Raw genomic sequence first — 23536 nt, forward strand, 5'->3', positions numbered from 1 at the left:
CAGTTCCGCGACCACGGCAACTACCGTCCGAGGAAATGGGCATGTCCGGCCCACTTCCTCGGACGGGGTCACGTTCCGGCTGGGCGCCCCCGCCGAATGACGACAGCCGCAGCAACTGCGATGGCGATGACACCCAGTAGGACCGCACCCGCGCGAAGCCGGGCCGGCTGGGCCCTGCGGGATCGCGAGGGTGAGGACCGCGACACCGAGGACGGCAAGAGCGCCCACGACGTACGCGTTCCAAACCCGATGGCTGCGAGCCGCGGCGACGAGCAGCAGGGCTACCGCCACTACGGTCGTTGGCCAGATCATGCGCAATTGGGCTGGCTGGGACGGATGCCTACCGTGCGGTCTTTGTCGTCTTTAGACTTGTTGGGTTCCGCACCCGCACCCGCACCCGCACCGACGCCGTGAAGAGCACCTCTGCGTCGGGTAACAGGCACTTTCACCACAGATGGGGTCTTCACCAGGTCAGCATCGAGCCGGGGCCAGGCGGGCGGACCTCAACCGTTGGTGCCGCGCAGCAGGTCGAGCTCGCGCGGCGCTCCTGTCAACGGCGGCTGAATCCTGATCAGGGATCGACGTCAGAATGTTGACCACCCCTGAGCGGAGGACGTTCATGCAGTGAGGTGCCACTTGGCGCGTTTCGAGATGGTGGACGTCGGTAGGTTTATTGCCCGACCTCGAACTCGTAGGTCGCCGGTTGCTGTCGATCGTCGCGGATAGTCACGGTGCCCGCGGGCGTGCCGGCGGGCACGTGCACCTCGACGGCGAAGCCCATGTCCGGACCGCCGGGGTCGAGGTTGCCCAGATTGACGACGTCACCGCCGGGCAGCGTCGCGGTCAGGTGCACCGGAGCCAACGGCTGGAGGGGTTCGTTGCCGCCGGTGTCGTTGCACGTCGTCGTGTACCAGTGCCCGTAGATCGTGATGGCGCCCCCGGAACTCACGGTCGGCATCGGCGCTCCGAACGCACCGCTCGGCGGCTGGTCATCGAGGTACGGTCCGACGCACGACGCGCTCGACCCGCCGCCCAGCGAGCCGCTGCATCCGGCGCAGAGCATCACCAGCGCAGCGGCGACGAGTTGGCGGCCGGCCCTGGGCGGGCAGTGTCGAAGGAGTGCGCCGCGTCTCGGCTCCGCTGACATGCACCAGATCATGACGCGGCGCGGCGGCCATGTCGTGCACTTGAGATTCCGATTCGGATACGGCCCGGGCGCTCTCAACGATGGCCGTTCAGTCTGCGCCAGCTGCGGGTGGGCGGCCGAGGTCGCGGTTCTTGAGCCGGTAGGAGTCGCCCTTGAGGGCGATGACGTCGGCGTGGTGGACGAGGCGGTCGATCATCGCAGCGGCGACGGTGTCGTCGCCGAAGACCTCGCCCCAACGTCCGAACGGCTTGTTCGAGGTGACGATCAGGGAGGCGCGTTCGTAGCGGGCCGAGACGAGCTGGAAGAACAGGTTTGCGGCCTCGGGCTCGAACGGAATGTAGCCGACCTCGTCGATCACAAGCAGCGGGTAGCGGCCCAGACGGCGCAGCTCGTCCTGCAGGCGTCCGTCGTGGTGCGCGGTCGCGAGCCGGTCGACCCACTCGGACGCGGTCGCGAACAGGACCCGATGCCCGGCTTGGCAGGCGCGGACCGCGATCCCGGTCGCGAGGTGGGTCTTGCCGGTGCCGGGCGGGCCGAGGAACACGACGTTCTCCCGGGCGGTCACGAAGTCCAGCGTCCCGAGGTGGGCGATCTGGTCGCGGGGCAGCCCGCGGGCGTGCTCGTAGTCGAAGTCCTCCAACGACTTGCGGCCCGGGAACCGGGCGGCGCGGATCCGCCCTTCCCCGCCGTGGGCTTCACGGGCAGCGACCTCGCGTTGCAGGCAGGCCGCGAGGAACTCCTCGTGGGTCCAGGACTCCGCCCGAGCCCGCTCGGCCAGCCGGTCGACCGCGTCACGCAGGGTCGGGGCCTTCAGCGCGCGGGTCAGGAACGCGAGCTCGCTGGTCACGTCCCGGGCCGGGGCCTTGGTGGCGGGCATCAGGCGACCTCGGTCACGCCGAACGCGGCGTCGTAAGCGGAAAGGTCACGCTGCTCGACCTCGTCGGCGGGCGAGGCCGGTGGTCGGTGGGCGGCAGTGTGGGACATCGCCAACGCGGCAGCCTTATGGTCCTGGTCGGTGAAGGTCTGCCAGCGCGCCCAGGACCGCTCGTGGACAGCGACGACCCTCGAGCCCAGCCGGACGGTGACCTGGCGCATGTCAGCGAGCACATCGACGAACCGGCCGACCGCGACCGGGTCCACCGAGTAGTCGTTGGTGCCCAGACGCACGTAGTGGTCCCGCGGCAGCCGGACCCGCGCCCGCCAGCCGAGCTGCGGAGCCACGGGCGGCAGGACGAGCATCGCGTCCCGGTCGACCGACCACCGGTCCACCGGCCGGCAGCCCAGGGCGCGGTGCTGGCGGGCATTCGCGACGGGCAGCCAGCCGGCCAGCTGGGCGTTGAAGTCGTCGGGGCCGGTGAACACCCGCCCGGGCAGGAACGAGGTCTCCAGGAATCCGTTCGCCCGCTCGACCAGGCCTTTGGCCTCCGGGTCCCGAGGCCGGCACTGATGCACCCCGATGCCCAGAACCCCACGGAACGCCTCGAACTCCTCAGTGAGCTTGGGTTTGCCGGCCCGCCAGGACCCGACTGCGGACTCGTTGTCCCAGACCAGCTCGCGGGCGACCGCACCCATGCCCTGTAGCAGCGCCCAGTGCCCGGCGATCAGATCGGGCGCCTGCCGCGACGGCAGCATCAGCGCGAACATCATCCGCGAGTAGCCCGAGACCATCACCAGCACCGGTGGTGAGCCGACCTGCCCCGCACCCAGTGGCACGTCGACTGGAGGGAACCACAGGTCGCACTGCAACCGGTGCCCCGGCTCGTAGGTCGTGCGCGTGGCCGGGTCCGGCGGCAGGTAGTACGGGCGCAGAACCCGCACCCGGTCCTTCAAGATCGTCAACGAGCGCGCCCAGCCGATCCGCTGCGCGATCACCGTCGCCGGCATCGTTGGACACGAGACCAGCAACCCGCGGATCTGTGGTTCGACCTCGTCGACCAACGACCCCCGGGCCGGGCGCTCATACTTCGGCGGCCGATCAGAGGCCAGCGCCTTCTTGACCGTGTTCCGCGCGATCCCGAGCCGGCGCGCGATCGCCGAGATCGCCATCCCCTCGACCCGACGCAGCCGACGGACCTCTGCCCAGTCCTCCACACCGATCACCCTCCGCAGGATCGCGGCAAAGATGGTCAGATTTCAGCCGACGATCCCTGGTCAGTATTCAGGCGTCGCCGACAGCTCCGCCATCCCTTCACCGTGAGAAGCCCAGTTGCGAGTCCGCACGTCCCCTGCCGGTTCAGGATCTGTCGTCGACGTGCGGCAACTCATCCATCGGCACCGACCCGCGTTGTGGGTGGACGAAGGGAACCCCCGGCTCGTCGCAGTCAGGTTGCGCTCGAAGGAGGGAAGCCGCTGACGGAGTTCGCCCGCGAGGTGCAGTCTGCTGCGAGATGACCGCCGGAGCCGAGGCTCGATCCATGTCCACAGAGGACGTCCGTTCGTTCCCCTGACCACCGCCTTGTCAGGGTCCTAGGACTCGAGCATCGGCAGCCAGATCCGCCCTCGCCGGAGCCAGATCCCCTGCACTGCTGCTGCCCCACGTTCGGCCAGGAGCTGGTCGACGAGTCCAGCACGTTGCAGTTCAGCGCGCAGCGCTTCGAGAGTGTGTTCACCGTCCGCTGCCGCCATCGTGCAACTCCCAACCCACAACCGGCCACGCATCGGGACGCGATGCCGAGCTCACTCAACCCAGCGGCGGGCGCCGCTCATCGCGGGCACCGGGCGGTCTTGGCGGCGTAAAGACTCCGCTTCCCGTCGAGAGTGGTCAAGGCACCAAGGCCGCGGCGCGATCAGGTTGAGCACTGGGTCGCCCAGCGGCTCGCACACCGACTCGGTCAGGGCCGGGTGGGAGGCATCTGCGCTAACGTGCTGTTTGACCCGCCGTGGACGCTCGTGCACGAGGCCCTCGCGGCGACCATTGCCCTCAACCCCGACGGCGACCCGTGGCGTTCCGACCTGCTGGCGTGGCACGTTCTCGCCGCGATCAAGCAGTCAACTCACGCCATGCGACTCGTGCAGGTCGACTATGGGCACAGCCCGCCAGTCCAAGGACACACCTGCGGATCGAAGTCCGCCGAGCACCGCTCCCGCAGAAACCGTGCGTTGTCTCCAAAGTCCGGCCTAATCCACCTCGCTGCAACCATCGCTGAGACGTGGCTTGCGTCGGCGTCACGAAGAGACAGCGCGGCCGATTGCACGTGACCGCCCGAAGTCCAGGTGTCGTCAACCAGGAGCACGTGCGAGCCCGTGGGCAACTTCGTCTCCGCTCGAAAATTGCCGGCATCCATTGAGCGCGGGCTGGCCGGAGCAGGGTTGGACACCAGCACGATCTCTTGTCCCGGTGCGGCGCTCGCAACAATCTTTCGGAGAGGGTGCCCATCGAGTTTTGCTGGGAGCGAGGGCACAAAACTCCAGTGTGTGACCGGCGCTCCGACCAGGCGACCTACGCATGCTGCATGGTCGGTGAGCGCAACGATCAGGAGCATCGCGACGATGCCGTAGTGCTCGGCCACCGGCGGACGAGCCTTATACCCGCGCATGACGTACCCCGACTGATGGGTCGCGACGGCATACGTCAGCGGTGCGACCAGAGTCGCCGCCGCTCCGGCTGACAGATGGGTCTTGCACCTGTAGCAGTGCGTGTAGCCGTCGACGGGCGTAGTGCAGGTCGCGCAGGTAGTGCGGTCCTCCCGAATCGGGTTGCGCAGGTATCCGCCCGCCTCCTGAACGAGGACTCTCCTAAACTGCGCAACTACCTCAGACGGAACGGCTGTCACGCTGGTGTTAGCCATCGCAGGGCGCCACTCACTGCGTCTCGATCGTCAACGATGCGCTCTACAGCGTTGACGACGTCCGCGATTCCGGCAGCAACGGTGACGCCCGGCCGTCCGCGAAGCGCCCGTGCCCACTCATTTCTTTCGACGACGAGGTCGGTAAGGATCACAGGGCGCCCGTGCTCGACGGCCATACGCGCCTGGGCCCGAGCACCACTCTGCTCCCCGGCTTCCACAACTACCGTCGCCAGCCCAAACCCAGACATCGTCGCGTTGCGCATCAGGAACGTGTGCTTCTGGGGTGGAGCGTCCGGCCAAAACTGCGACAAAAGCAGCCCTCGCCGCGAGATCTCCTCATGAAGGTCGCGATTGGCAGCAGGATAGACCTTGTTGATGCCGGTTCCAATGACCGCGACCGTGCGGCCGTGCGACTCAAGCGCCGCTCGATGTGCAGCGGTGTCAATTCCAAGGGCAAGTCCCGCGACAACAGAGATATCCAGTGAGACCAGAGAGCGTGCGACTGCGGTAGCGATCGCAATGCCTCGTTCCGATGCGGCGCGCGAACCGACGACCGATACGGCCCGCTCGTCACGTCTGAGCTCACCTCGCGCGAAGAGGACCGGCGGTGCCTGATGAATGCCGCGAAGCCTCTCCGGGTACTCGTCATCAAGCACGGTCACGATCCTGTGGCCCTCGGCCGACCAGCGTTCAAGTTCGCGCCGGGCCACCGCGAGGGGGTCTTCCACGCCGGGTTCCTCGATGAGCGTCGCCTGCGTCGAGGAGTGCCAGACCGCCAGCGCGCTGCCCGCCTCCAATACATCAGCGGTGATCGCAGGCCACCGTGCGCCGTTTGGCCGTTCGTTCAACAGCGCGACCAGAGCTGCGTGCTCTTCGCGTGCAGTGCTCAGCATGCACTCACACTACGGGTGGTCTTGCGGGCTCGACACATGTCGGCTCCCTGCCGTCGGCTGCTGAAAGTGAAGCATGCCGCCCTGCACCCACGCCCTCGTGGAGGTAGCTGGGTGCGGCGACCCGAAGTTCACCCGCATTGGGATCTGAGAGCCTCGTCGCCCGACTACGAGCGCGGCGTACTGTCCCGACGAGGCGGCGATCGCATCGTCACGAGGGGGCCAAGTGGCATACCGAAACTTCGTCCGCCCTGCGTTGCCGATGACTGGGCACTCGCAGAGTGACTGGATGCGATGGCTCGACGAGGAGGGACTCCTCCAGCCTGTCGCTCCCGCGCCCTCGCGCAGCTGTCGGCGCTGTTTTGGCGCCGTCGGCGCGCGCGATGGTCGCCTATTCGACCATTGCCCGCAGTGCGGCCCACTCAGAAGCGATCCGCTCGACGGGTTCGTCCCCGTTCTCTACACCACTGACGGCGCGCTCGAGTCGATGCTCCACAGCTTCAAGGACTGGCATGAGCGCGGACTTGCCGACCACACATGGCTGAAGATCCCCCTCGGGTGCATCCTTGCCGACTTCTGGGGGCGACACGCTGCCTGCGTCGATCAGTTCTATGGGAGGTTCGACCTGGTACTCGCGGTGCCCAGCGACAATCGGACACGCCGCTACAGCCAGCTGTCACTGATCAACGAGCTGCGGCAAACTCCGACGCTCGATCTCGTCGAGGGTGTCGTGATGAGGGACTTTACGCAACGACGTCCGCCGCGGCGCGGATATGAGCCCGGCGCGTACGTTGTGCCGGATCCTCGTCTCGTGGCTGGTCGCGCGATACTGCTGGTTGATGACACATGGACCACCGGCGCGACCCTTCGGAGTACCGCAGGCGCTCTCAAGTTGGCCGGGGCAGCCTCGGTTGTTGCCTTTACTCTAGGTCGGCAACTGAGTCCGGGATTCGGAAACTCAGCCGACCTTCTGCACGAGATTGGCGGCCGGAGCTGGTCAGCAACATGCGTGCTCTGCGCGTGAGCTAAAGACGTTGCTCCCACAGGTGGACGCACTCCAAATCGGGAGACGCCGAGCTGCACTGGTGCTATCCGCGAAGTTCGCAACGAGCGACCGCCACATCCTGACAGCCAGCGGTACCCCCGCCGAGCTCTAGCCCCATGTTGCTGCCGCGAGGGGCCAGATTCCCGGACCACTAGACGACATGAGCAGAGATACGTCTCGCCGATCCAGCCGGCCCAACTTCGTCAGGCGCTTCCCCACCCCGGCGCCGTCCGCGTTGAATCCCGACCCTGCGGCTCGGTCCAGGTCACCGACGACCCGCGACTTTGGCCATCCATCGGCGCAGGGACGGCTCGCTGATCCTCGATCGGACGCGATCTTCGCGACCTGTCGCTGACCACTACGGGCCAGGTCCACTGCTCGGCGCCGGAACTCCGGCAGCTTGGCTGCAGGCATCCAAGACTTCTCTCCCGAGCCGATCATCGCCTCAGATTTGGTGTCCGGGAAAAGCGGGTCAGGCTCCATCCTCGAGCGCCCCGCCTGTTACGGACCGTTCGAAGACCGCAACCGCGCTGTCCGCTTCGGCGTCGGCATACCTGGCGAGCTCTGTCCAGTCCATTTCGGGGTCTTTAGTTCCCTCTGCCAGCACCCCGGCTCGTACCGCGGTTCGCACGTCGCCGGCGCCCAGGAGCACGCCGCCCGTGGTAAGTGCGCCGACAGCCCGCATCACGCGGGTACGCGCCTGGTGGGGGGTTAGTGCATGTTGCGCCGAACGCTTGCGGCAGACGACGATGACGTCGACGCGGTTCGGCTCGGCAGCGGCGTGCTTAGTCAAACTTGTGGTGACTTCGGCGACGACTAGGTTGGTCGCGGTCACCATCAATCCCGAGTTCGCGAGGGATTCCATCAGAGCCGCCCAACCCGATGTCTGGGACTGGTGAAAACTGAAGATCAGCAGCCCGTTGTCGGACAACACTCGCGCGCACTCACGCCATACGTCACTGATCATCGTCTGGAACCCAGCAACTGCGGTGTTCTGCACCTCCCGTGCGTCGCGTGTGCTGTCGCACTGCGGGTACGCCGGGTGCGGGCGCATCGTGCGCATCCACGCATGGAAGAAGTCCGCTAGCTCGGAGTAGTGCACATTGTCGAAGTACGGTGGGTCGGTCACCACGAGGTCCACTGACAGATCCGGAATGTCGGTGCAGGCAGCGTCCCCGGTCACGACGTAAGCGCTGCCGGGGTCGTCAACCAGCCGTTGCCAGGAATCGACCAATCTTCGTTCCACCGAGGAGGAGAACCCCGAAGCGGTGACAACGCGCGCTGAGACTGAAACGAGATCAGTGGGCTGCTGCTTGTAGACGTGCGCACGGCGCAGCCTCTCCAAAGTCCCGCTGTACCCGCCCGACGCTCCCTTCTCGCCCCACGGGTCACCTTCGAGGCTGAGGCGCTCGGGTCGTAACACGTGGTTGTGAAAGATCGACCTCACCGCGCCTGTGCCCTCGCCCTTGAACGAGCAGAACACGTTGTGGTGCTCGAGGGTCTTGCCGAACGCCGCTATCAGCGCCTCCCGCTCAGGACCATCCCCCGGCAGGTCGCGCAGCGCGGCGCCAATACGTCCCAGACAGTAGAGCTGGCGGTCGTTGAAGAACTGCGCCCAGTACCGGTAGCCCCAGTTGATTGCTTGGGCTGTGTTGGAGCCGTGCTCGAGAGTCCCTTCAGGGATGGCGAGCTCGCCGGCTGCTGCATCGGCCAGCAGCTTTGACGCGCGATCGTAGAGGTTCAAGTCGAAGTCGTCGATCGGGCGGTACTCCCGCAGCCTTCCATCGACCCGAACAGCTTTCGCGAACATCCTGCGCTGCGGTGCCCGGCCGGCCAGTGCAGCGATCACAGGCGTGCAGTGACCCCGGGCGCACGTCATCGTCTTGCCCCTGACGGGTCCACCAGCCAGCTCGAAGTGCAGGTCGCATCGTCGGCAGGTCGCTGTGGTGTCGGTACCGACTGTCACGGGGACCACGTAATGGCACGACGGGCAGGTGGCATGTCCGCGGTCTGACCTGCTGCGGACAGCGTGCTTTGCAAACACGTAATTGGTGAAGAGTTCGACCTCATCCCCGCACTCTGGGCACGTCGCAACCGCCACCCAGAAGTAGTGCATGACCCGCTCGCCTCGGGCGGTGACGAACAGCACCTCGATATCGGTGCGGACCTGGTCCTCGACGGCGGCGAACAAGCGCTTGACCTGGTCGAAGTCCCACGCAGCAAGGCCCTGACGCTGAGTGAGCGTGGCTACGGGGTTGATATCCCGGCCCACGACGCGGGCGCCGAGCTTGGCTGCTTCGACGAGTGTGGTGCCAGACCCCGCGAACGGGTCGTACGCCACCAGCCCGTCCAGCGCCGTGGCGGCCCCTTGCCCTTCGTCCGCGCCGACCGCGTCCAGCAGGATGCGCCGGAAGACCGTCCCCAGCCGCCGTGCCCACCACTTATGCACGTACGTCGCCGGGCGGTGAATCTCCCTGCGCCACGACTCGTGCTCAGCCAGGTGAGAAACGGCCGCGGGGAAGTGCCCGGCCTCCAGCGCCGTCACCTGCGGGATGGTGCGGCGCAAGACGACCTCCCCAGACGGCGTGAAATTGCTCGCAACAGGTTTCGAAGGCGGCCATCGCCGCTCCGAACGGAATCACAGACGATCGTTCACCTTAGAGGGCCCGCTCCGCGCCGCTTAGCAAATTCGCCCGGTCGGCTGGCGTGTCCTTCAGGCTTCTCGTGCCAAGTTGGACTCGATGTGTGGCGGGTCACCGTATTGTCCGACGGCTTCGGGTTCGTCCATCTCACCACCAGCCCATCGAAGGGGGGCGGATGCAGTACCTCGACGTGCTCGTCCCTGCCGAAATCCATCCCGGTGATCTGCTCGAGAAGTTGCACAGTCTCCGGGTTAGCGACAACGGCGCCCCAGTCACGCCGGGACCGTTGGACCAGGCCACCATCAACCTGGTGCGGGAGGTCCTGACACGCACCGACAAGAATCTGTCTCTGGAGATGCCCCGCGGACGAAGCGACATCGCGGTCTTCATGGGCGTCTACCTCCACCTGATGCGCCAAGGCGCCCGGTTGCGGCAGCAGTTCGACGCCGAAGGGTTCGGCGGCGTCGTCGCCGTTATCGGACGCAACACCAACCTGACCGAGCGCCTACGTCTGATCAAGATCGGCAGGTACAACCTCTCGGAGGGACTCAGCGCCCAGAGGGTCCGCGCCGACGGTCGACTGACCGACATGCACGGGAAGATCCACGACCCCGCCGAGCGTCCCGACTGGATCCTGTACCTCAACACGACACTGGGCTGGCCGGCACTCACCGGCGTGAAGGTCGGACTGGCCGTCATCGACCGAGCCAGTTTCCGCAACCCCGAGACGCTCGAAGGTGCGCTCGCATGGTGCAAGGAACACCACGCCGGTCGAATCATCGTCATCGGATCGCTCGGCGATCCTCCTCCGATGCCCGGCGACGCCGGGTGGCTGCGTTGGCCCTGGACGCCGCGGCTCCGCACCGACATGGTGCCCGAGGTGGGCGCCGGACGCGCCTGTGGCGCCCTATCTACCAACTGCTTACTGACGATGCTGCCCCGCCCCCTGGGCGTGGCCATATATTCCGCCCCGGAGCTTGCGTCGCTGCGCAGGACATGCTTGATGTCTATCGCTGCGGCGCGCAAGGTCGGCGGGCCGTTACCCCGCCCGGTCGCCGACGCGGTTCGGTTGGTCAACCTGCTAGGCAGCCTGTGGGGACAGGTCCCGACGGCGAACGTGTGGGCGGCCGCCGACCCGCGCGGGGTCAGCGCTGCCACTCTCGCGGCATACCTCCGGCGTTCGCGCGGAGAGGACCTGCGCGACCGGTGGGCGTCTTTTCGGGAGACGCACTGGCCCGACCTGCGCCGCGCTGCGCTGCAAATGACGGACCTACTGACCGAATGCAACCCGCGTCTGGACCTCCTCCTTGGACTGCTCGACTGGGCCGAGGCGAACCGCCCCGGTGCACGGGTCGTTGTCCGGGCACACAGCCGGCCCGCCGCCCGTGCGCTCGAGGCGGATCTCCTCGAAGCGCGCCCGAGCCTGGCCGGACAAATGGATGACGGAGACCCAGCTCACGCCAAGTTGCGTGTCATTCCGTACAGTGACACCGGTCCGTGGGCGTCGGCCCCAACGCTTGAGCTGCACCTGGGTGCCCCGGCTCCCTGGCGGCGCGGCGCCCTGCTATCGGGCGAGGCGACGGAGCACGTCGTGGCGGTCGACCGGGACGAGGAGCGTTGGCTGCACCTGTCCATCGGCGCGGTCGAGACCGACCTTCGCACCGCGCTCGCCAGCGCCGGTGCGGATCTGGCACTTGAGGTGCCACAGGTGCAGCAGCCTCGGCCAACCGTCGTGTACGGACCCGTGCGCATAGACGATCGCGGCGAACACGACGAGGCGCCTGCTAGCGTCCCTGGGATCGACCTGACTGACCTGTTCGAGGACTTCTCCCTGGCAGTCACCCAACTGACCGGCCCGAACACGCCGGATCTCGGCGGCCGCCCTGTGTCGGCCGTTCCGGTCACCCTGGAGCCGGACGGTGCGGTGTACTGGCTGCCCGCCTCGGCGCAAGTCGAGGTCCTGGCCGGTACGCGGTATTTCTCGACCCCGGTTCACGGTCTGCAACCTGGCATGCAGCTGCTCATTCCCCGCGGGGAGAGTCGCGGCGGGCTGTACCAACGACTGCTGCAGTCGGTTCACAGCGAGGCTGACGTCATGGCGGTCGAGCTCATCCTGCGACGCTTCCGAAATGCCGTGGACGAGCTTCACGACCGCTTCGGCAGTTGGGACGCGGTCGCGCGCGCGCTCAACCAGCGCGGCAGCAAGATCACCACCGGCGCCACCTGCTCGAATTGGGCGCGCGGCACAGTGATCGCCCCCGACGACATCGAGGACATCCGGCGCGTTGGGCGCCTCGCATGGCAGGACACGCTCCTGGTAGACCGGACATGGGAGCGGATCGGCGCCCTGGCCGTTCGGCTTCGCGGGCTGCACCGCGCGCTCGGACAGTTGCTGTCCGCCGCGATCGCGGAAGCGGTCTCCGGCGCCGGTGGGACGCACCTTCAGCGGCTGTCAGACCTATGCGGAGGCGTCGATCCCACCGAGATCCTCGAGGAGTTTGACGTCCGCCAGGTTCGCTCCATTGGACCCTCAAACGTCGTACCCAGCGTCGAGTTGCGGCGACTTACCTACTCGGGGCCCCGGACCCGTCCGATGCACCCAACCTTGGAGTCTCGTTGACCATCGATAGGCACCGCCCGCCGTCAGCGCCTCCGGGCGCGCCCCTCAAGAACCAGCGCGAGGGCGCGATCGTCGATTGGCTCATCGGTCGAATCGGCGACCGGCTCGGCGACCGCTCTGGGCAGCGCCACGCCCCGCCCTGGGAACCGAAGCAGAACGTCGTGCTCGGGGTGCTGGAGCCGATCCGGATCACCCCCGCCCCGGCCGCTCCGACGGCCTCGCCCGTAGCGCCGACGCCCGCGGCACCAGCAGGGCCGCTGTCGACCGCTCCCACGGGAGAGATCCCGTCGATCGCCCTGGACTTCCGAATGCGCGAAACGTCCCCCGGGGCCGGGCTGGCGCTGAACCTGGACGTCGCGTTCGCGCTGTACATGGAGGAGGTCGCCACCCTCGCCGAGCAGCGCACATACCTCGGGGCCGCGGAGACCGCGGAACTGGTGGCACCGGCGCATGACAGCCCCGCAGATGGGGTGCAGGACGACCACGCGACCACCGGCACGGAGGGCACTGAGGGAGGCACGAACGAGGTCGTGGCGCCAACGGCGGCCGCTACCGCCACTCCTGCCGTCACCCTCGGCTCCCGGGTAGTGCGCAAGCGCGCGAAGAAGACACGGTTGTTAGGTGCCTGGCGCCGCCACGAGATCACGTTGCCGACCATGCACGTCGACATCTCCGCCGACGGTGCAGTCACGACGATCGCCGCGCCACTGGTCGAGGCGGCGAAAGCTGTTATTGATGCCCACTACGCCGGCGCGTCGGCGATGCGCCCGTTCGTCGGTTCAGCCCGGAACGAGCTGCCCCGAGAGGTGCTGGACGACGAAGCAGTATTCGCGGCAGCCGTCGACCGCGCGCTGGACCGTGCCTGGGCTCCGCGGTATCCCGACCTAGAGGTCACCGCGTTTGCACAGCCGCTCGGCGACGGCGAGTACCTCGTCAGCGTCGCACTGCGCAACGCGACCGAGTTGACCGAACGGACCTTGCAGGACCTGGCGGTCTACGACACGCAGATCGCCGTGCATCCCGGCGCCACCACCGAGTTCGTGCGCCAGCGGTTCGACCTCGCCCCGGACGACTACCGGATGGAGGACCTGGCCGAGGTCCCAGGCCGCGGCACCGCATGTGTCGCCGTCGCCACCGACGCCGGCGGGATTCGCGCCGAGACGCTGCCCACGCACGTGCAGCGCGTGGTCGATCCACGCGTCGGGCACGTCGACCCGCTGCAATGGTCAGCGCTGTCGGCAGCCCCCGAGCTCATTCTGGACTCCGTCCAGGCCGCGATGGAGGACTACGCCGCCGAGTACGCCCAGTTCGTCGCCGCGGCCGGTGGTACCTCGCACCACCGCGAGGCGCAGGCCGGCCTGGACCAGTTCACAGACGAGTTGCGCCGCTTCAAGCTCGGGCTGCGCGCCATGCGGGACGACCCGCGCTTAGCGCAGGCGTTCCAACTAGCCAATGAGGTGTTCGCCCAGGCCAACTCAGGCGCGCGCTTCGACACCTGGCGCCTGTTCCAGCTCGTCTACATCGTGTCCCACCTGCCCGCGCTGGCTGCTCGTGAAAATGATGACGTCGAGATGCGCCGCGAGCTGGACCACGCCGACGTGCTGTGGTTCCCCGCCGGCGGGGGCAAGACCGAGGCGTACCTGGGCCTGATCATCACCGCGATGTTCTACGACCGGGACCGCGGCAAGGACGGCGGAGTCACATCCTGGCTCCGCTTCCCGCTGCGCATGCTGTCCGTCCAACAACTGTTCCGCATGCTGCGAGTCCTGGTCATCGCTGAGGACCTGCGCCGAGAGAACAACATCGGCCGGGCCGGCGCGGACCCGTTTTCACTGGGGTACCTCGTCGGCGGCGGCGGAACGCCGAACAGCCTGAAGTACCCCAAGGCGTGGTGGCGCGGCTGGGAAGCCGAGGTGCGCGCTGTCGCCAACGGCACGTTCACTGAAGACCACGCCAAGGACCGACTGGTGACAAGGTGCCCGTACTGCTCGGCAGCGAGCATCGATCTCGTACTCGACGTCGACGCAGTGCGGCTAATCCACCAATGCACCACATGCGGGCGGTCGCTGCCGCTCCACATGACCGACGTCGAGGTGTACCGACACCTGCCGACCGTGGTGATCTCCACGGTCGACAAGCTAAGCGGGTACACCTGGTTCCCGGAGTACACCGCATTTAGTCGTGGCGCCCGGTTCCGGTGCCCCAAGCACGGCTACTTCTCGTTCCCGACCGGTGGAGCCTGCCTCGCCGGCGCGGACCTGTGCGACCCGCCGAAGTCCGGGTACCCGGCCGCGCCGTACTTCAAGGATCCCGTCCCCGCACTGACGATCCAGGATGAGATGCACCTACTCAAGGAGGAACTCGGCGCCTTCAGCGGGCACTACGAGGGCCTGATCGCGGAACTGCAGCGCGGGGGGCCGTCGGCGCTACCGACGAAGATCTTGACGGCGTCGGCGACAATTGAGCAGTACCAGGACCAGTTGCGCCAGGTCTACGGGCGCATCCCCCGGGCGTTTCCGTCGCCTGGCTACGACCGCGACCGCAGCTTTTACACCCAAACGCAGCCGACGGTTCGGCGCACTTTCCTGGGGATCCTGCCGCACTACCGGCGCAAGGCCGACGTCGCCGCCGCCGTACAGGGTGAGCTTCTCCGTGCTATCACCGAATTGCAGGACGACCCCGCAGCGCTGGCCGCGCTCGGCCTCGAGGACCCAACTTCTTGGGCAGACGAAACAGCACGCACTCAGCCCCCCCAGCATGCCGACGCTGTCGAGCTTCTGTTCAATTACGAGGTTTCGCTGGGATACGTAAACAGCAAAGCGCACGGCTCCAAGCTTGAGGAGGAGTTGCGCTCGCTGTCATCGGACATGGAGCACGACGGGCTTGGCGCAGTGCAGCACGTAGTACTGACGGGCCAGGTTCCGATCCCAGACCTGGCCGAGGCGATCAGCCGCGTGCAAAATGAGACGCTGGCTACCGACCGCGCTGAGCGCCTCCGGGCAATGGTCGGCACGTCGGTTGTCAGCCATGGCGTCGACTTGGACCGGCTCAACGTCTTGATCATGGCTGGGATGCCGACCACAGCCGCGGATTACATCCAGGTCACCGCCCGCTCGGGGCGCACCCACGCCGGCCTGGTGGTCACTGTCTACGACGCATTCTCGCGCCGGGAGCGCTCGCTGTTCACGAACTTCGCCAGCTACCACCAGTTCCTTGACCAGATGGTCACCCCGGTGCCGGTAAACAAGTATGCCTACTTCGTCGCTTCGCGCACCGTGCCAGGGCTTGCCCTGGCTTTGCTGCATGATCTCGCTCGGGACCCAGCGATGAATGCGCCGGGCGCCGGGGTGCGCCGCGCGAAGGACTTCCAGGACTGGTGGCGCAGCCACCGAGCCGCAGTCGACACGGTGCTACGCGAGAGGTTGCGCCGCTGCTACGAAACCCCGATCGGCGGCGTGAACGACCCGACCATGGAGCGAGAACTGGCCGACCGTGCGCTGGAGCGGTGGGCTGACATCGAGTACCCAGCGCTGTCGGTGCCTGCGCAGCACAAGCTGACCTCCGAACTGTTCCACCAGGCACCGTTGAGCAACTTCCGCGACATCGACGAGCCAGCGGACTTCCCCGTCACCCACCACAGCCGCGACGCCTTCGCTGCCCTAACCGGACACAGCTGGGTTAGCGACCAGGCGACCGACGCCGCCGACAAGGAGTAGCTCCCGTGCTTCGCAGCCACAGCCAGGTCCTGTACAGCTTCCTGCCCGGGGCTGTATTCCGGCACGAGGACCGCGTGTACGGACAGGTGTTGTCCGTCGACGGACGCCGTCTGACAGACCTCAACGACGTCGTCATCTTCTCCGAGATCGCCGACTACCTTGAGAACTGGCCCGAGGACGATCGGTACGATCTTCCCCTGCCGCGCGACGCGCGGATGAATGAGTACCGCATCATCTCCCCGGAAGCGGTCCGATGGGAGCTGTTTCCGCTGATCCTGGAGTGCACGCGCCGCTCGTGCGGGCGGGTTCGCAGCTACCAGAATGCCCGCGATATCGCCGCCGAAGGTGGGCGGTGCGCTAAGTGCGGCGCCGCCCAGCAGCAACTGCGCTTCTATAGCGCTCATAACTGCGGGCAGGTTAAGAAGGTCTACGTCCCCAAGTGCCCTACGCACGGGTACGACGAGATCTCATTCGACAACACCGGCAGCTTCCTGACTGCGACGTGGCGCTGCCACGGACCCGGGTGCAATGGCGCGGTCACCTCGCGCACGAACATGTCGCCGTGCAGCTGCGGAAAGTGGCCCGGCCCCGACGGGGTAGTCCGAATGCGCGCACACACGCTCGACGACTCGCGCGCGTACCGGGCTCACTACGTCGACCTGGTCAATGTCGAGTCCTCGACCTTCCAGACCTACCAGCGTCACCCTAATCGCAACCAGATCGCCGTGGCACATTTCCTGGGGCTCATCGGCTCAATCAAGGACGGCCTCGGCGAGGCGGACACTCGAAGCGACGGCAAGCGGATGACCGCCGCGCAATGGGAGGTCAAGGAAGCCGTTTACATCGAGATGGGGCTCAGCGCCGACGAGATCGCAGACCTGAAGAGGGTGCGCGGCCCGGTCGAGACCGGCCTGGCCGCACTGGGAACGGTGTCGGAGGCCGCCGTGGAAATCGTCGCAGCCGCCCGCACGTTCTATGAGCGCGCCGCCGTCTACGACCGGAACGAGGTCCCGCGCATGGCACTCGCCGACCAGGTCGAGGTGGCCCGCGAGCGCGGGGACACCTTGCAGGCCGACGCCATGCAGCAGGCGGTTGACGTGGCGACCACCATGGGGATTTCCGAGCTCGCTGTCACATGGGAGTTCCCGATCGCCAAAGTCGCGTTCGGCTTCACCCGCGAGCAACACGAGCCGGGCCATGGCGCGATCCGCGGCTTTCGCAACCAACGTGAGCACGACAACAAGTACCCGGTGTACGCCGTGGCCACCACGACGGAAGCGCTGTTGGTGACCTTGTCACCCAAGGAAGTCCTCACATTCCTGCACGAGCGGGGGGAGGCCGTCACCGCTCCTACGGATGAGCGCACGGCCCGGCGCCAGTTGTTGGAGATATTTGCTGATGCTGGCGCGCGGCCGGCGCCGGCGGACACCATTCGCACGCTCATTCACACCCTGAGCCACCTCCTGCTGAGAGGGCTGGACGACGGGCAGGTCGGCTTCGCTGAGTCCAGCCTGGCCGAGTGGATGGTGCCGGAGACACTCACCTTCGCGGTGTACGCGAACTCACTGAAGGACTTCACCCTCGGGTCCCTTTGGACTCTGCTGAACAGCCGGTCGCTCAGCTGGCTGCGCAGCGTGTGCGACCAAGTTATCCACTGCGAGAACGATCCCATCTGCTACCAGCGTGAGCACCGGTCGTGTGAACGGTGCGCCTACCTGACGTTCGGGTGTCGACACTTCAATGCCGACCTGGATCGCCGGGTCCTGGCCGACTTCCTGCTGTCCCGCGGAGCGCTCGCGGCGGCGCGGCCGGCAGCCGTGTAAAAGGGCGTTCGGCACCTCACCCTGTCCGCTCCAGCGATCCGCGCGATACAGCCTGTCGGCGCCACGGCTAGTCACTAGTCGGCGACTAGGTTTGCTGCTCGAAAGCCCGTCCGCCCGATGCAGCCGACGGATCTCAGCCCACGCCTCCAGCGCGATCACCCCTCCAGAGTCCCGGAGGCCGGTCGCATCCGTCGTCAGAGGACTTTCTCAGCGCGTCGTCGACATTCCGACCGTTCCTGACCGCGAGCAGGAGTGGTGACCCCTACGCCGGCACAGCCAAACCCTGCGCCGCGCCGGCCCGCGCGGCAACGTCACCCGCAGGTGCCCTCACGCCGCGCCAACTTCATCTGATGCGCCGTCACTGAAGGCCCGAACCTGCGAGGCAGCTCCTGAGAGAGCAGGGCCCACCCTGCCTGCTGCCACGTCCCGAGCATCCACGCAGCACCCGCCACGTTAACCATCGTCAGCGCCGCGATCAGGATCAGCGCATCCACGTAATCGCTCGCAGCCACCTCACCCAGCGACGACGCCCCCGACCCGGCCAATGTGGCCCCCTCGAAAAGAACTACCACCACCACCGCTACCAGGAGCGCGATCGCCGAATATAGGGCGCGCACCGCCCAGTCACGGCGGCGCGTCACGACCCACGACGAGCTCAGCTCAGCTGGCCTTACGAAGAGCGCCACCAGAGCCACGAGGAACCCAGGAAACACACCCGCAACCAGCGCGACCCCCACCCCCAGCAGAACCACCACCGGCACCTCCCCCCACCGCGGCTTCGACAAAGACCGCCGCCCGGCCGCTCCTGGTCCACCGAACACAGCCATGCCCACCCACAACGGCAGGTAGGGGTCATCCGGGAAGTTCCACCCGACGAGCACCAGCATCACCAACAACGACCACAGCAGCGGGTCACTCCCCTGCGACCCGTAGCGGCACGCGAGGGCCACCAGCACGACCAACAGCGCCCCGACGAGCCGCGCGGCGCTCCCGAACGAACTCAGCTCGGGATCGTCAGCCATCGCCCTCATCAGGCCGACAGCCCCGGCCGCAGCCACCAACGCCCACGTCCGACCATCGAGAACCCTGGCCATCCCGACCGCAGCCGCCCACCGCCGCAACGCTGCTAGCGCGGCCTGCCCCGACGGGGTGTGCGCAACGATGCCTACCGCCGCAGCCACCCCCAGCAGCGCAATCGGACCCAGTTGCAGGCTGGACTTGTTCAACACACGGAGAACGACGTGCGCGAACCCCCACACCACGAAGATCCCCAGCACCGCCATCCGCCACCCACGGCCCGCATCACCGGCTACGACCGCCTGCACCACCAGGGCGCCCGTGATTACGAGCACCACCATCACCAGAAACTGCTCGAGCACGGACACGTCGGCGTACCGCTCGAACGACGGCCATGCCCATTGCAGACTCACCCCAGCAAGCAGAACGACCACCAACACCCGCTCGAAGCGCGACAGCGCACGCCGCACCGAGACCACCACCAGCGCCGCCACGACGCACCAGCCGACCGACCGCGCGGCGCTACCCGTCGCATCCGACAGCTCAGGCCACTCCCACCACAGGAGAACACCGTCAGGACCGACCCTCGACGACTCCGGCGCTGGCGCGATCACCGCTAGAACCGCCAGCGTCACGCACGCCAGCACCCACCCCCAGGTGCGCCCCCGCAGAGCAGCGCTCGCCACGATCACGCCTGCGACCACCGCCCACGCGTACACAGACGCATCCGCGCCAACCACCAGCCCGACCGCCGCCACCCACGCGAACGCACCAGCAGCACCCGCCCACCACTCCACGCTCAACCTGCCCCGAGCGCGAACCACCAGCACGACCACCAGCAGCGAAGCGCTCCAGCCCACCGCCTCGTGCGGACTGGCACTGTGAAGCAGGTAGGCGAGCGGGACGCCTACCACCAGCGCAGCGGCCGCCGCCCCCACCCACTGACGGGCCTGCACCGGTCGCGGCATCCCATTGAGGTGCAACGACGCACCCATCACGAGGAACGCCCCCACGACAACGCACGACGCAAGCAACCCAAGCAGCGCCGGGAAGCTGAGCCCCATCCAGGCGTCCGCGTTGATGGAGACCGTAGAACCTGTCACCACCGCAGCAAGCCCCACCGTCAACGTCACGGCCAGCACCGACAGCAGCAACGCCGGCAACCTGCCCGCCAGGTACCGCCACGCCCCACCCGACACCCGCGAACCGGCCAAGGCCGCGGCGCCGTCGGGCTCAACAGCATCCGCATCCCAGGCGGGGTCCGCGCACGCCCCGCACGCTCCCCCGTCCACCACCGCCACCCACAGCGACCCCGGCCACGCCCCGACGAACCGACGAATTGACCGCACCACATCGGGGCCCGGAGCCCCGGAGGGGTCGTCGTCGCTGCCGTCAGCGACGAACGCGACCCGAAACGCGCGAGGCACACCGAATGTGTGCCCACGTCCCAGACCCGCCCGCGCACGCACGGCCCGCTCGAAGTCCCCCCGGACGGCGTCAACCTCCGCCGAGTCGACCCGGACAGCCGCGAACCCATCGTGCGCCGCACCCCGAAGCAGCCCGGCCACGACCGCCGGCCGATGAGCAGGACACGACGCGACCCGCACCATAGGTCCAGCCGCACTATCACGAGCCACCGCCCACGCGCCGTGATCAACCACCCGGCCGGGGCCCGCATCCCACGCGAGCGTGTCAGAGTTCACCTGCTCACGTGGCAGCCCACCACCCGACCGGGCAGAGACCAGCACGTTGCCGCCCACCGCGAGCAACAGCGCAACCACCTGCGCGGCAAGGAACTGCACCGTCGAAGGTTCAGTACCGTCGCCCCACCTGAGCAACCACGCCGACAAGGCACCCGCGGCTAGGAACGCCACCAGCACCAGCTGACGCACCGCGAACCGGCCACTCGACACGGCGCTACCCATCGGTCTCCTCACGGCGACCCGACTCACGGCGGGCGGGCGCGAGCGTCAGCGTGCCCGAATCGCACCGCTCCGGTCTATAGGCCACCGCATCTTCGCCCACCACGGCACACGCTGCAGGGACTGAAGGCGAAATGCCACCCATACCTCTGCCTCGAGGTGATCAGGCTGGTACCGAAACTCCGGGCAGGTCCCCATGACCGTGAACCGGTGATCGGCCCCACGGCTCGCGACACCACCCGAAGTGCCCCACGGCCCATAGCCGCGCCGCCGACTTGCCACCATGGCCGCATGTTCGTCGGGAACCCCTATGCTCACCCTCTCGCATGCGTCGGGCCGCGAGGGCCAGCTCGGACCCGCTTCTACCTCCGTCCCGATGCCGAACGATCCGCGACTAGCTCAGCGGTTGCCACCGGCACTACTCGCCCTGGCGAACCCGGAACATGAAAAAGGCGCCTTGGTCGTAGGTTCCGGCCCGGTGGTACTGGGTGCCCTCGGCCTGCATCCGAACTGTCACTGCAAGGCTCTCGCGTACGTCGTCATCCACGACGTGCCACTCGAGCTCAACCTGTACGCCCGATTGCCCGACAAGACCGCCGAGCGAGCCACGCGCCTCTGAGGACAGCCACCAACGCAGGTCACGCCCCTGGGGATCGATGCCGACACAGCTGAACGTCACGATGTCGCCGACGCGCACGGTCGGGGTGGGCGCGCCGGCGGGCACGCTACCCGCCGTCTCATCTACCTCCGGCCAGAGTTCCACCGCGCGACCGAAGCTGTCGTGCGCAGCCTCGATTCGCGGATAGGTGTCGCCGGCGGGATCCTGACTCGACATGTAGAGAGTCACCTCGTTTCGAATGAGGCCGGCGACTCCGGAGATGAGTTCGCGCTCGAACGGCATGAGGTCGCGTGAGTGCTGAGTGGAGTTGCGCAGTCGCACGACGTGCTGCAGCAGCGGAAGGTTCTTCCTCTTCTCGCCGAGAGCTGGAGCGATGTGCTGCCAGTGCCTGTCCGCGATTGCCACCAGGTGGGAGAGCTCGCTGTAGGCGAGGCCGACGGGAGCCACGACCGCGACCCCGTGCCGCCGGCTCTTCTCCTCGTCGTAGAGACTTGCCCATCGCGTGCGCTGCTCGCCGGTACTCACACGGTCCAGCCACTCGGCGCCGTAGACCTGTTCGAACTGGCGCGTCATCAACTGGCGAAGAGCAGCCTCGAGGGTCGAGACGGCGATCTGCGGCTCCAGCGTCACGTGGCACCACCTGGGTGTCTGTTGATCGCCTCGGGAATCGGCACGCGAGAGATCGTCTCGAAAGAGAGGCGACGCGTCATCAGCTGAAGGTGCGGCGATCGACGCGCAGGTCCAGAATCGCGTCGGCGAAACAGGCGATGGGGCTCACGACTCATCGGGAAAGCGCTCGGCGCAACTGGCGATTCGTGAGGACGCTGTGCCACACGAGGAGGGTGGGCGTAGACGGAAGTCGCTCGAAGCCGAGCACGCGGGTCCAGTGTTCCGCGAGCCGCGCCTGCTCTGCATTCCATAGCCGTTGCTCGACCTCGTCCAGGTCGTTGCGATGGGCTATCCCTGGGATCGCATCGCGACGACTCACTGGCGCAGCCTTGGCCGCGACAAGGGTCGCGCCGCCAACCAAAGCGCTTACGGCTCGAGCAACTGCCCAAGCGCCGATGCCATTTCCTCGGACGACTGGCGCGACGCGAACAGTGCGCAGGATCAGCAAGGCGTCAGAGACCGCCGCATCCGGAAACAGCTCGCAGATCTCATCGCTGAACATCTCGTCCGCTCCGACTATCGGCGCGACCGTGTCGATGAGGTCGTCAGCCGCATCGTCGGCCGCCAAGGCCAAGGAGTGCCCGTCTGAGATCACAGGCCGATCGGCACCCGCGCCGGTGTCGTCGTCGAAGCGCGCTACCACGAACGTCGCGTCCGCCACCCGAGCGCCGCGGTCCCCATTGATGCCGATGCCGTGGTCGAGGAGTGCCTCGTCGAGTTCAGCATCCGACATGAGTGACCGCCCGAGGTGCTCTTCGAGCGCCACCCGCCACTCCCCGAGCTGCTCATCGTCGCTCAGGTCGACGCGGACGGTCATGTCCCAAGAGTCGAGCCCGACAGCCCAGGCGTCATGGTCGTGGCCTGTCGTGAGCTGCATCTCCAGGTACCGGACCCGCAGGCGGAGTTGCTGCGTCGCACAGCATCCGGGCAGGCCATCGGCGAAGTAGTACGCCTCAGTCGTCACACTCGGACGCTACCGACTCATGGATGTCGGAAGGGGCCCACGACCTCCTGCATGTGTCCATCGCATCGTCCCGAGAAGACGCGCAGTATTGGTGGTCGCACGTCGAGGATCCAGAACAGGCAAAGCCGCGACACTGTGCCCTACGAAGTCGAACGCCGATACCAGGGCGTCGGGGCAGGCCCTGGTCCGCCGCACGCAGAAGACGGCGACCCGGATTAGGTACCTACCGACGGCGCTTGCACCGATGCGGATGAGAGCGGGAACTCCGCAGGCGCTTAGGCAGCCACCGCCGACCGATCGACCACAGCGTCCACTACGAAGCCGATCGATAGGGTCGGCGGCCCTTGCGGCCTCGACCGACCGGCGGGAGCCTTGTAGTTGCCACACCGCTTGCCACAATTGCGTGTTCAGTTGTGGCACAGGACGCACAGCAGATGCACCTCGCTCGAACGAACGCCCCGGTCAGATCCCTCTGACCTGGGCGTTCGGTGTTGGAGGAGACATGGTTCAGGCTCTACTACGACGTCTGACAGTCACCGCGCACGGCTGCTCCCGTGAGCGTCTGACCTGCAGTAACGGCACCCCCGTCACCCTCGTGGTGGCGGGGGTGCCGCACGTCCGGGAACGCGCGACGGTGCGCGGCGTCCCCCGTGGCGCGCGCCGAGGGCCTCGAG

General features: G+C 67.3%; 13 protein-coding genes. 5 read left to right on the forward strand and 8 right to left on the reverse strand.

Annotated elements, in window-relative coordinates; translation table 11 throughout:
• Positions 1-670 precede the first annotated feature (670 nt).
• From KG102_RS10620 to istA, 3 genes are all read right to left on the reverse strand, one after another.
• Positions 671-958, reverse strand: coding sequence for a hypothetical protein (locus tag KG102_RS10620; protein ID WP_208288939.1), 288 nt, complete (start codon positions 956-958; stop codon positions 671-673).
• Positions 959-1235: 277 nt separating this feature from the next.
• Positions 1236-2024, reverse strand: a complete 789-nt coding sequence (gene istB / locus KG102_RS10625) for an IS21-like element helper ATPase IstB (RefSeq protein ID WP_208288938.1) — start codon at positions 2022-2024, stop codon at positions 1236-1238.
• Entirely contained in the window at positions 2024-3247 is a 1224-nt protein-coding gene (istA, locus tag KG102_RS10630) for an IS21 family transposase (protein WP_208288936.1), read from the reverse strand. The genes istB and istA overlap by 1 nt, the downstream gene beginning before the upstream one ends.
• A 657-nt stretch (positions 3248-3904) precedes the next feature.
• Between istA and KG102_RS19050 the strand changes: the two genes are divergently transcribed.
• A complete protein-coding gene (locus tag KG102_RS19050; protein WP_208288934.1) occupies positions 3905-4345 on the forward strand; it encodes an exodeoxyribonuclease V subunit gamma in 441 nt (146 codons plus the stop codon).
• 571 nt (positions 4346-4916) lie between these two features.
• On the opposite strand, the gene KG102_RS10640 is transcribed toward KG102_RS19050, so the two are convergent.
• Positions 4917-5828 carry a DNA-processing protein DprA gene (locus tag KG102_RS10640; protein WP_208288932.1) on the reverse strand — a complete coding sequence of 304 codons (912 nt, stop codon included), beginning with the start codon at positions 5826-5828 and terminating at the stop codon, positions 4917-4919.
• 286 nt (positions 5829-6114) lie between these two features.
• Here KG102_RS10640 and KG102_RS10645 point away from each other — a divergent pair, with 286 nt between their 5' ends.
• Positions 6115-6849 (forward strand): ComF family protein, encoded by a 735-nt coding sequence (locus KG102_RS10645; protein ID WP_208288931.1) that lies wholly within the window; start codon positions 6115-6117, stop codon positions 6847-6849.
• 493 nt (positions 6850-7342) lie between these two features.
• On the opposite strand, the gene KG102_RS10650 is transcribed toward KG102_RS10645, so the two are convergent.
• Positions 7343-9436 (reverse strand): DNA methyltransferase, encoded by a 2094-nt coding sequence (locus tag KG102_RS10650; protein ID WP_208288929.1) that lies wholly within the window; start codon positions 9434-9436, stop codon positions 7343-7345.
• A 251-nt stretch (positions 9437-9687) separates the two neighbouring features.
• Here KG102_RS10650 and KG102_RS10655 point away from each other — a divergent pair, with 251 nt between their 5' ends.
• From KG102_RS10655 to KG102_RS10665, 3 genes are read left to right on the forward strand one after another with little or no spacing between them, the layout of a single operon-like run.
• Positions 9688-12132, forward strand: coding sequence for a DISARM anti-phage system protein DrmE domain-containing protein (locus KG102_RS10655; RefSeq protein WP_208288927.1), 2445 nt, complete (start codon positions 9688-9690; stop codon positions 12130-12132).
• On the forward strand, positions 12129-15848 hold the full coding sequence (locus KG102_RS10660; protein WP_208288925.1) for a helicase-related protein: 3720 nt from the start codon (positions 12129-12131) through the stop codon (positions 15846-15848). Before KG102_RS10655 ends, KG102_RS10660 begins: the two co-directional genes overlap by 4 nt.
• 5 nt (positions 15849-15853) lie before the next feature.
• Entirely contained in the window at positions 15854-17671 is a 1818-nt protein-coding gene (locus KG102_RS10665; RefSeq protein ID WP_208288923.1) for a hypothetical protein, read from the forward strand.
• A 311-nt stretch (positions 17672-17982) separates the two neighbouring features.
• On the opposite strand, the gene KG102_RS10670 is transcribed toward KG102_RS10665, so the two are convergent.
• The 3 genes from KG102_RS10670 to KG102_RS10680 all read right to left on the reverse strand — a co-directional run bounded on the left by KG102_RS10670 (position 17983) and on the right by KG102_RS10680 (position 22862).
• Positions 17983-20613 (reverse strand): hypothetical protein, encoded by a 2631-nt coding sequence (locus KG102_RS10670; protein WP_208288921.1) that lies wholly within the window; start codon positions 20611-20613, stop codon positions 17983-17985.
• A 415-nt stretch (positions 20614-21028) separates the two neighbouring features.
• Positions 21029-21859: a hypothetical protein gene (locus KG102_RS10675; RefSeq protein WP_208288919.1), complete on the reverse strand. Its 831-nt coding sequence runs from the start codon at positions 21857-21859 to the stop codon at positions 21029-21031.
• A 151-nt stretch (positions 21860-22010) separates the two neighbouring features.
• Positions 22011-22862: a hypothetical protein gene (locus tag KG102_RS10680; RefSeq protein ID WP_208288917.1), complete on the reverse strand. Its 852-nt coding sequence runs from the start codon at positions 22860-22862 to the stop codon at positions 22011-22013.
• Positions 22863-23536 lie beyond the last annotated feature (674 nt).

Source organism: Cellulomonas fengjieae (genome assembly GCF_018388465.1).
In the GTDB taxonomy this organism is placed as follows: domain Bacteria; phylum Actinomycetota; class Actinomycetes; order Actinomycetales; family Cellulomonadaceae; genus Cellulomonas; species Cellulomonas fengjieae.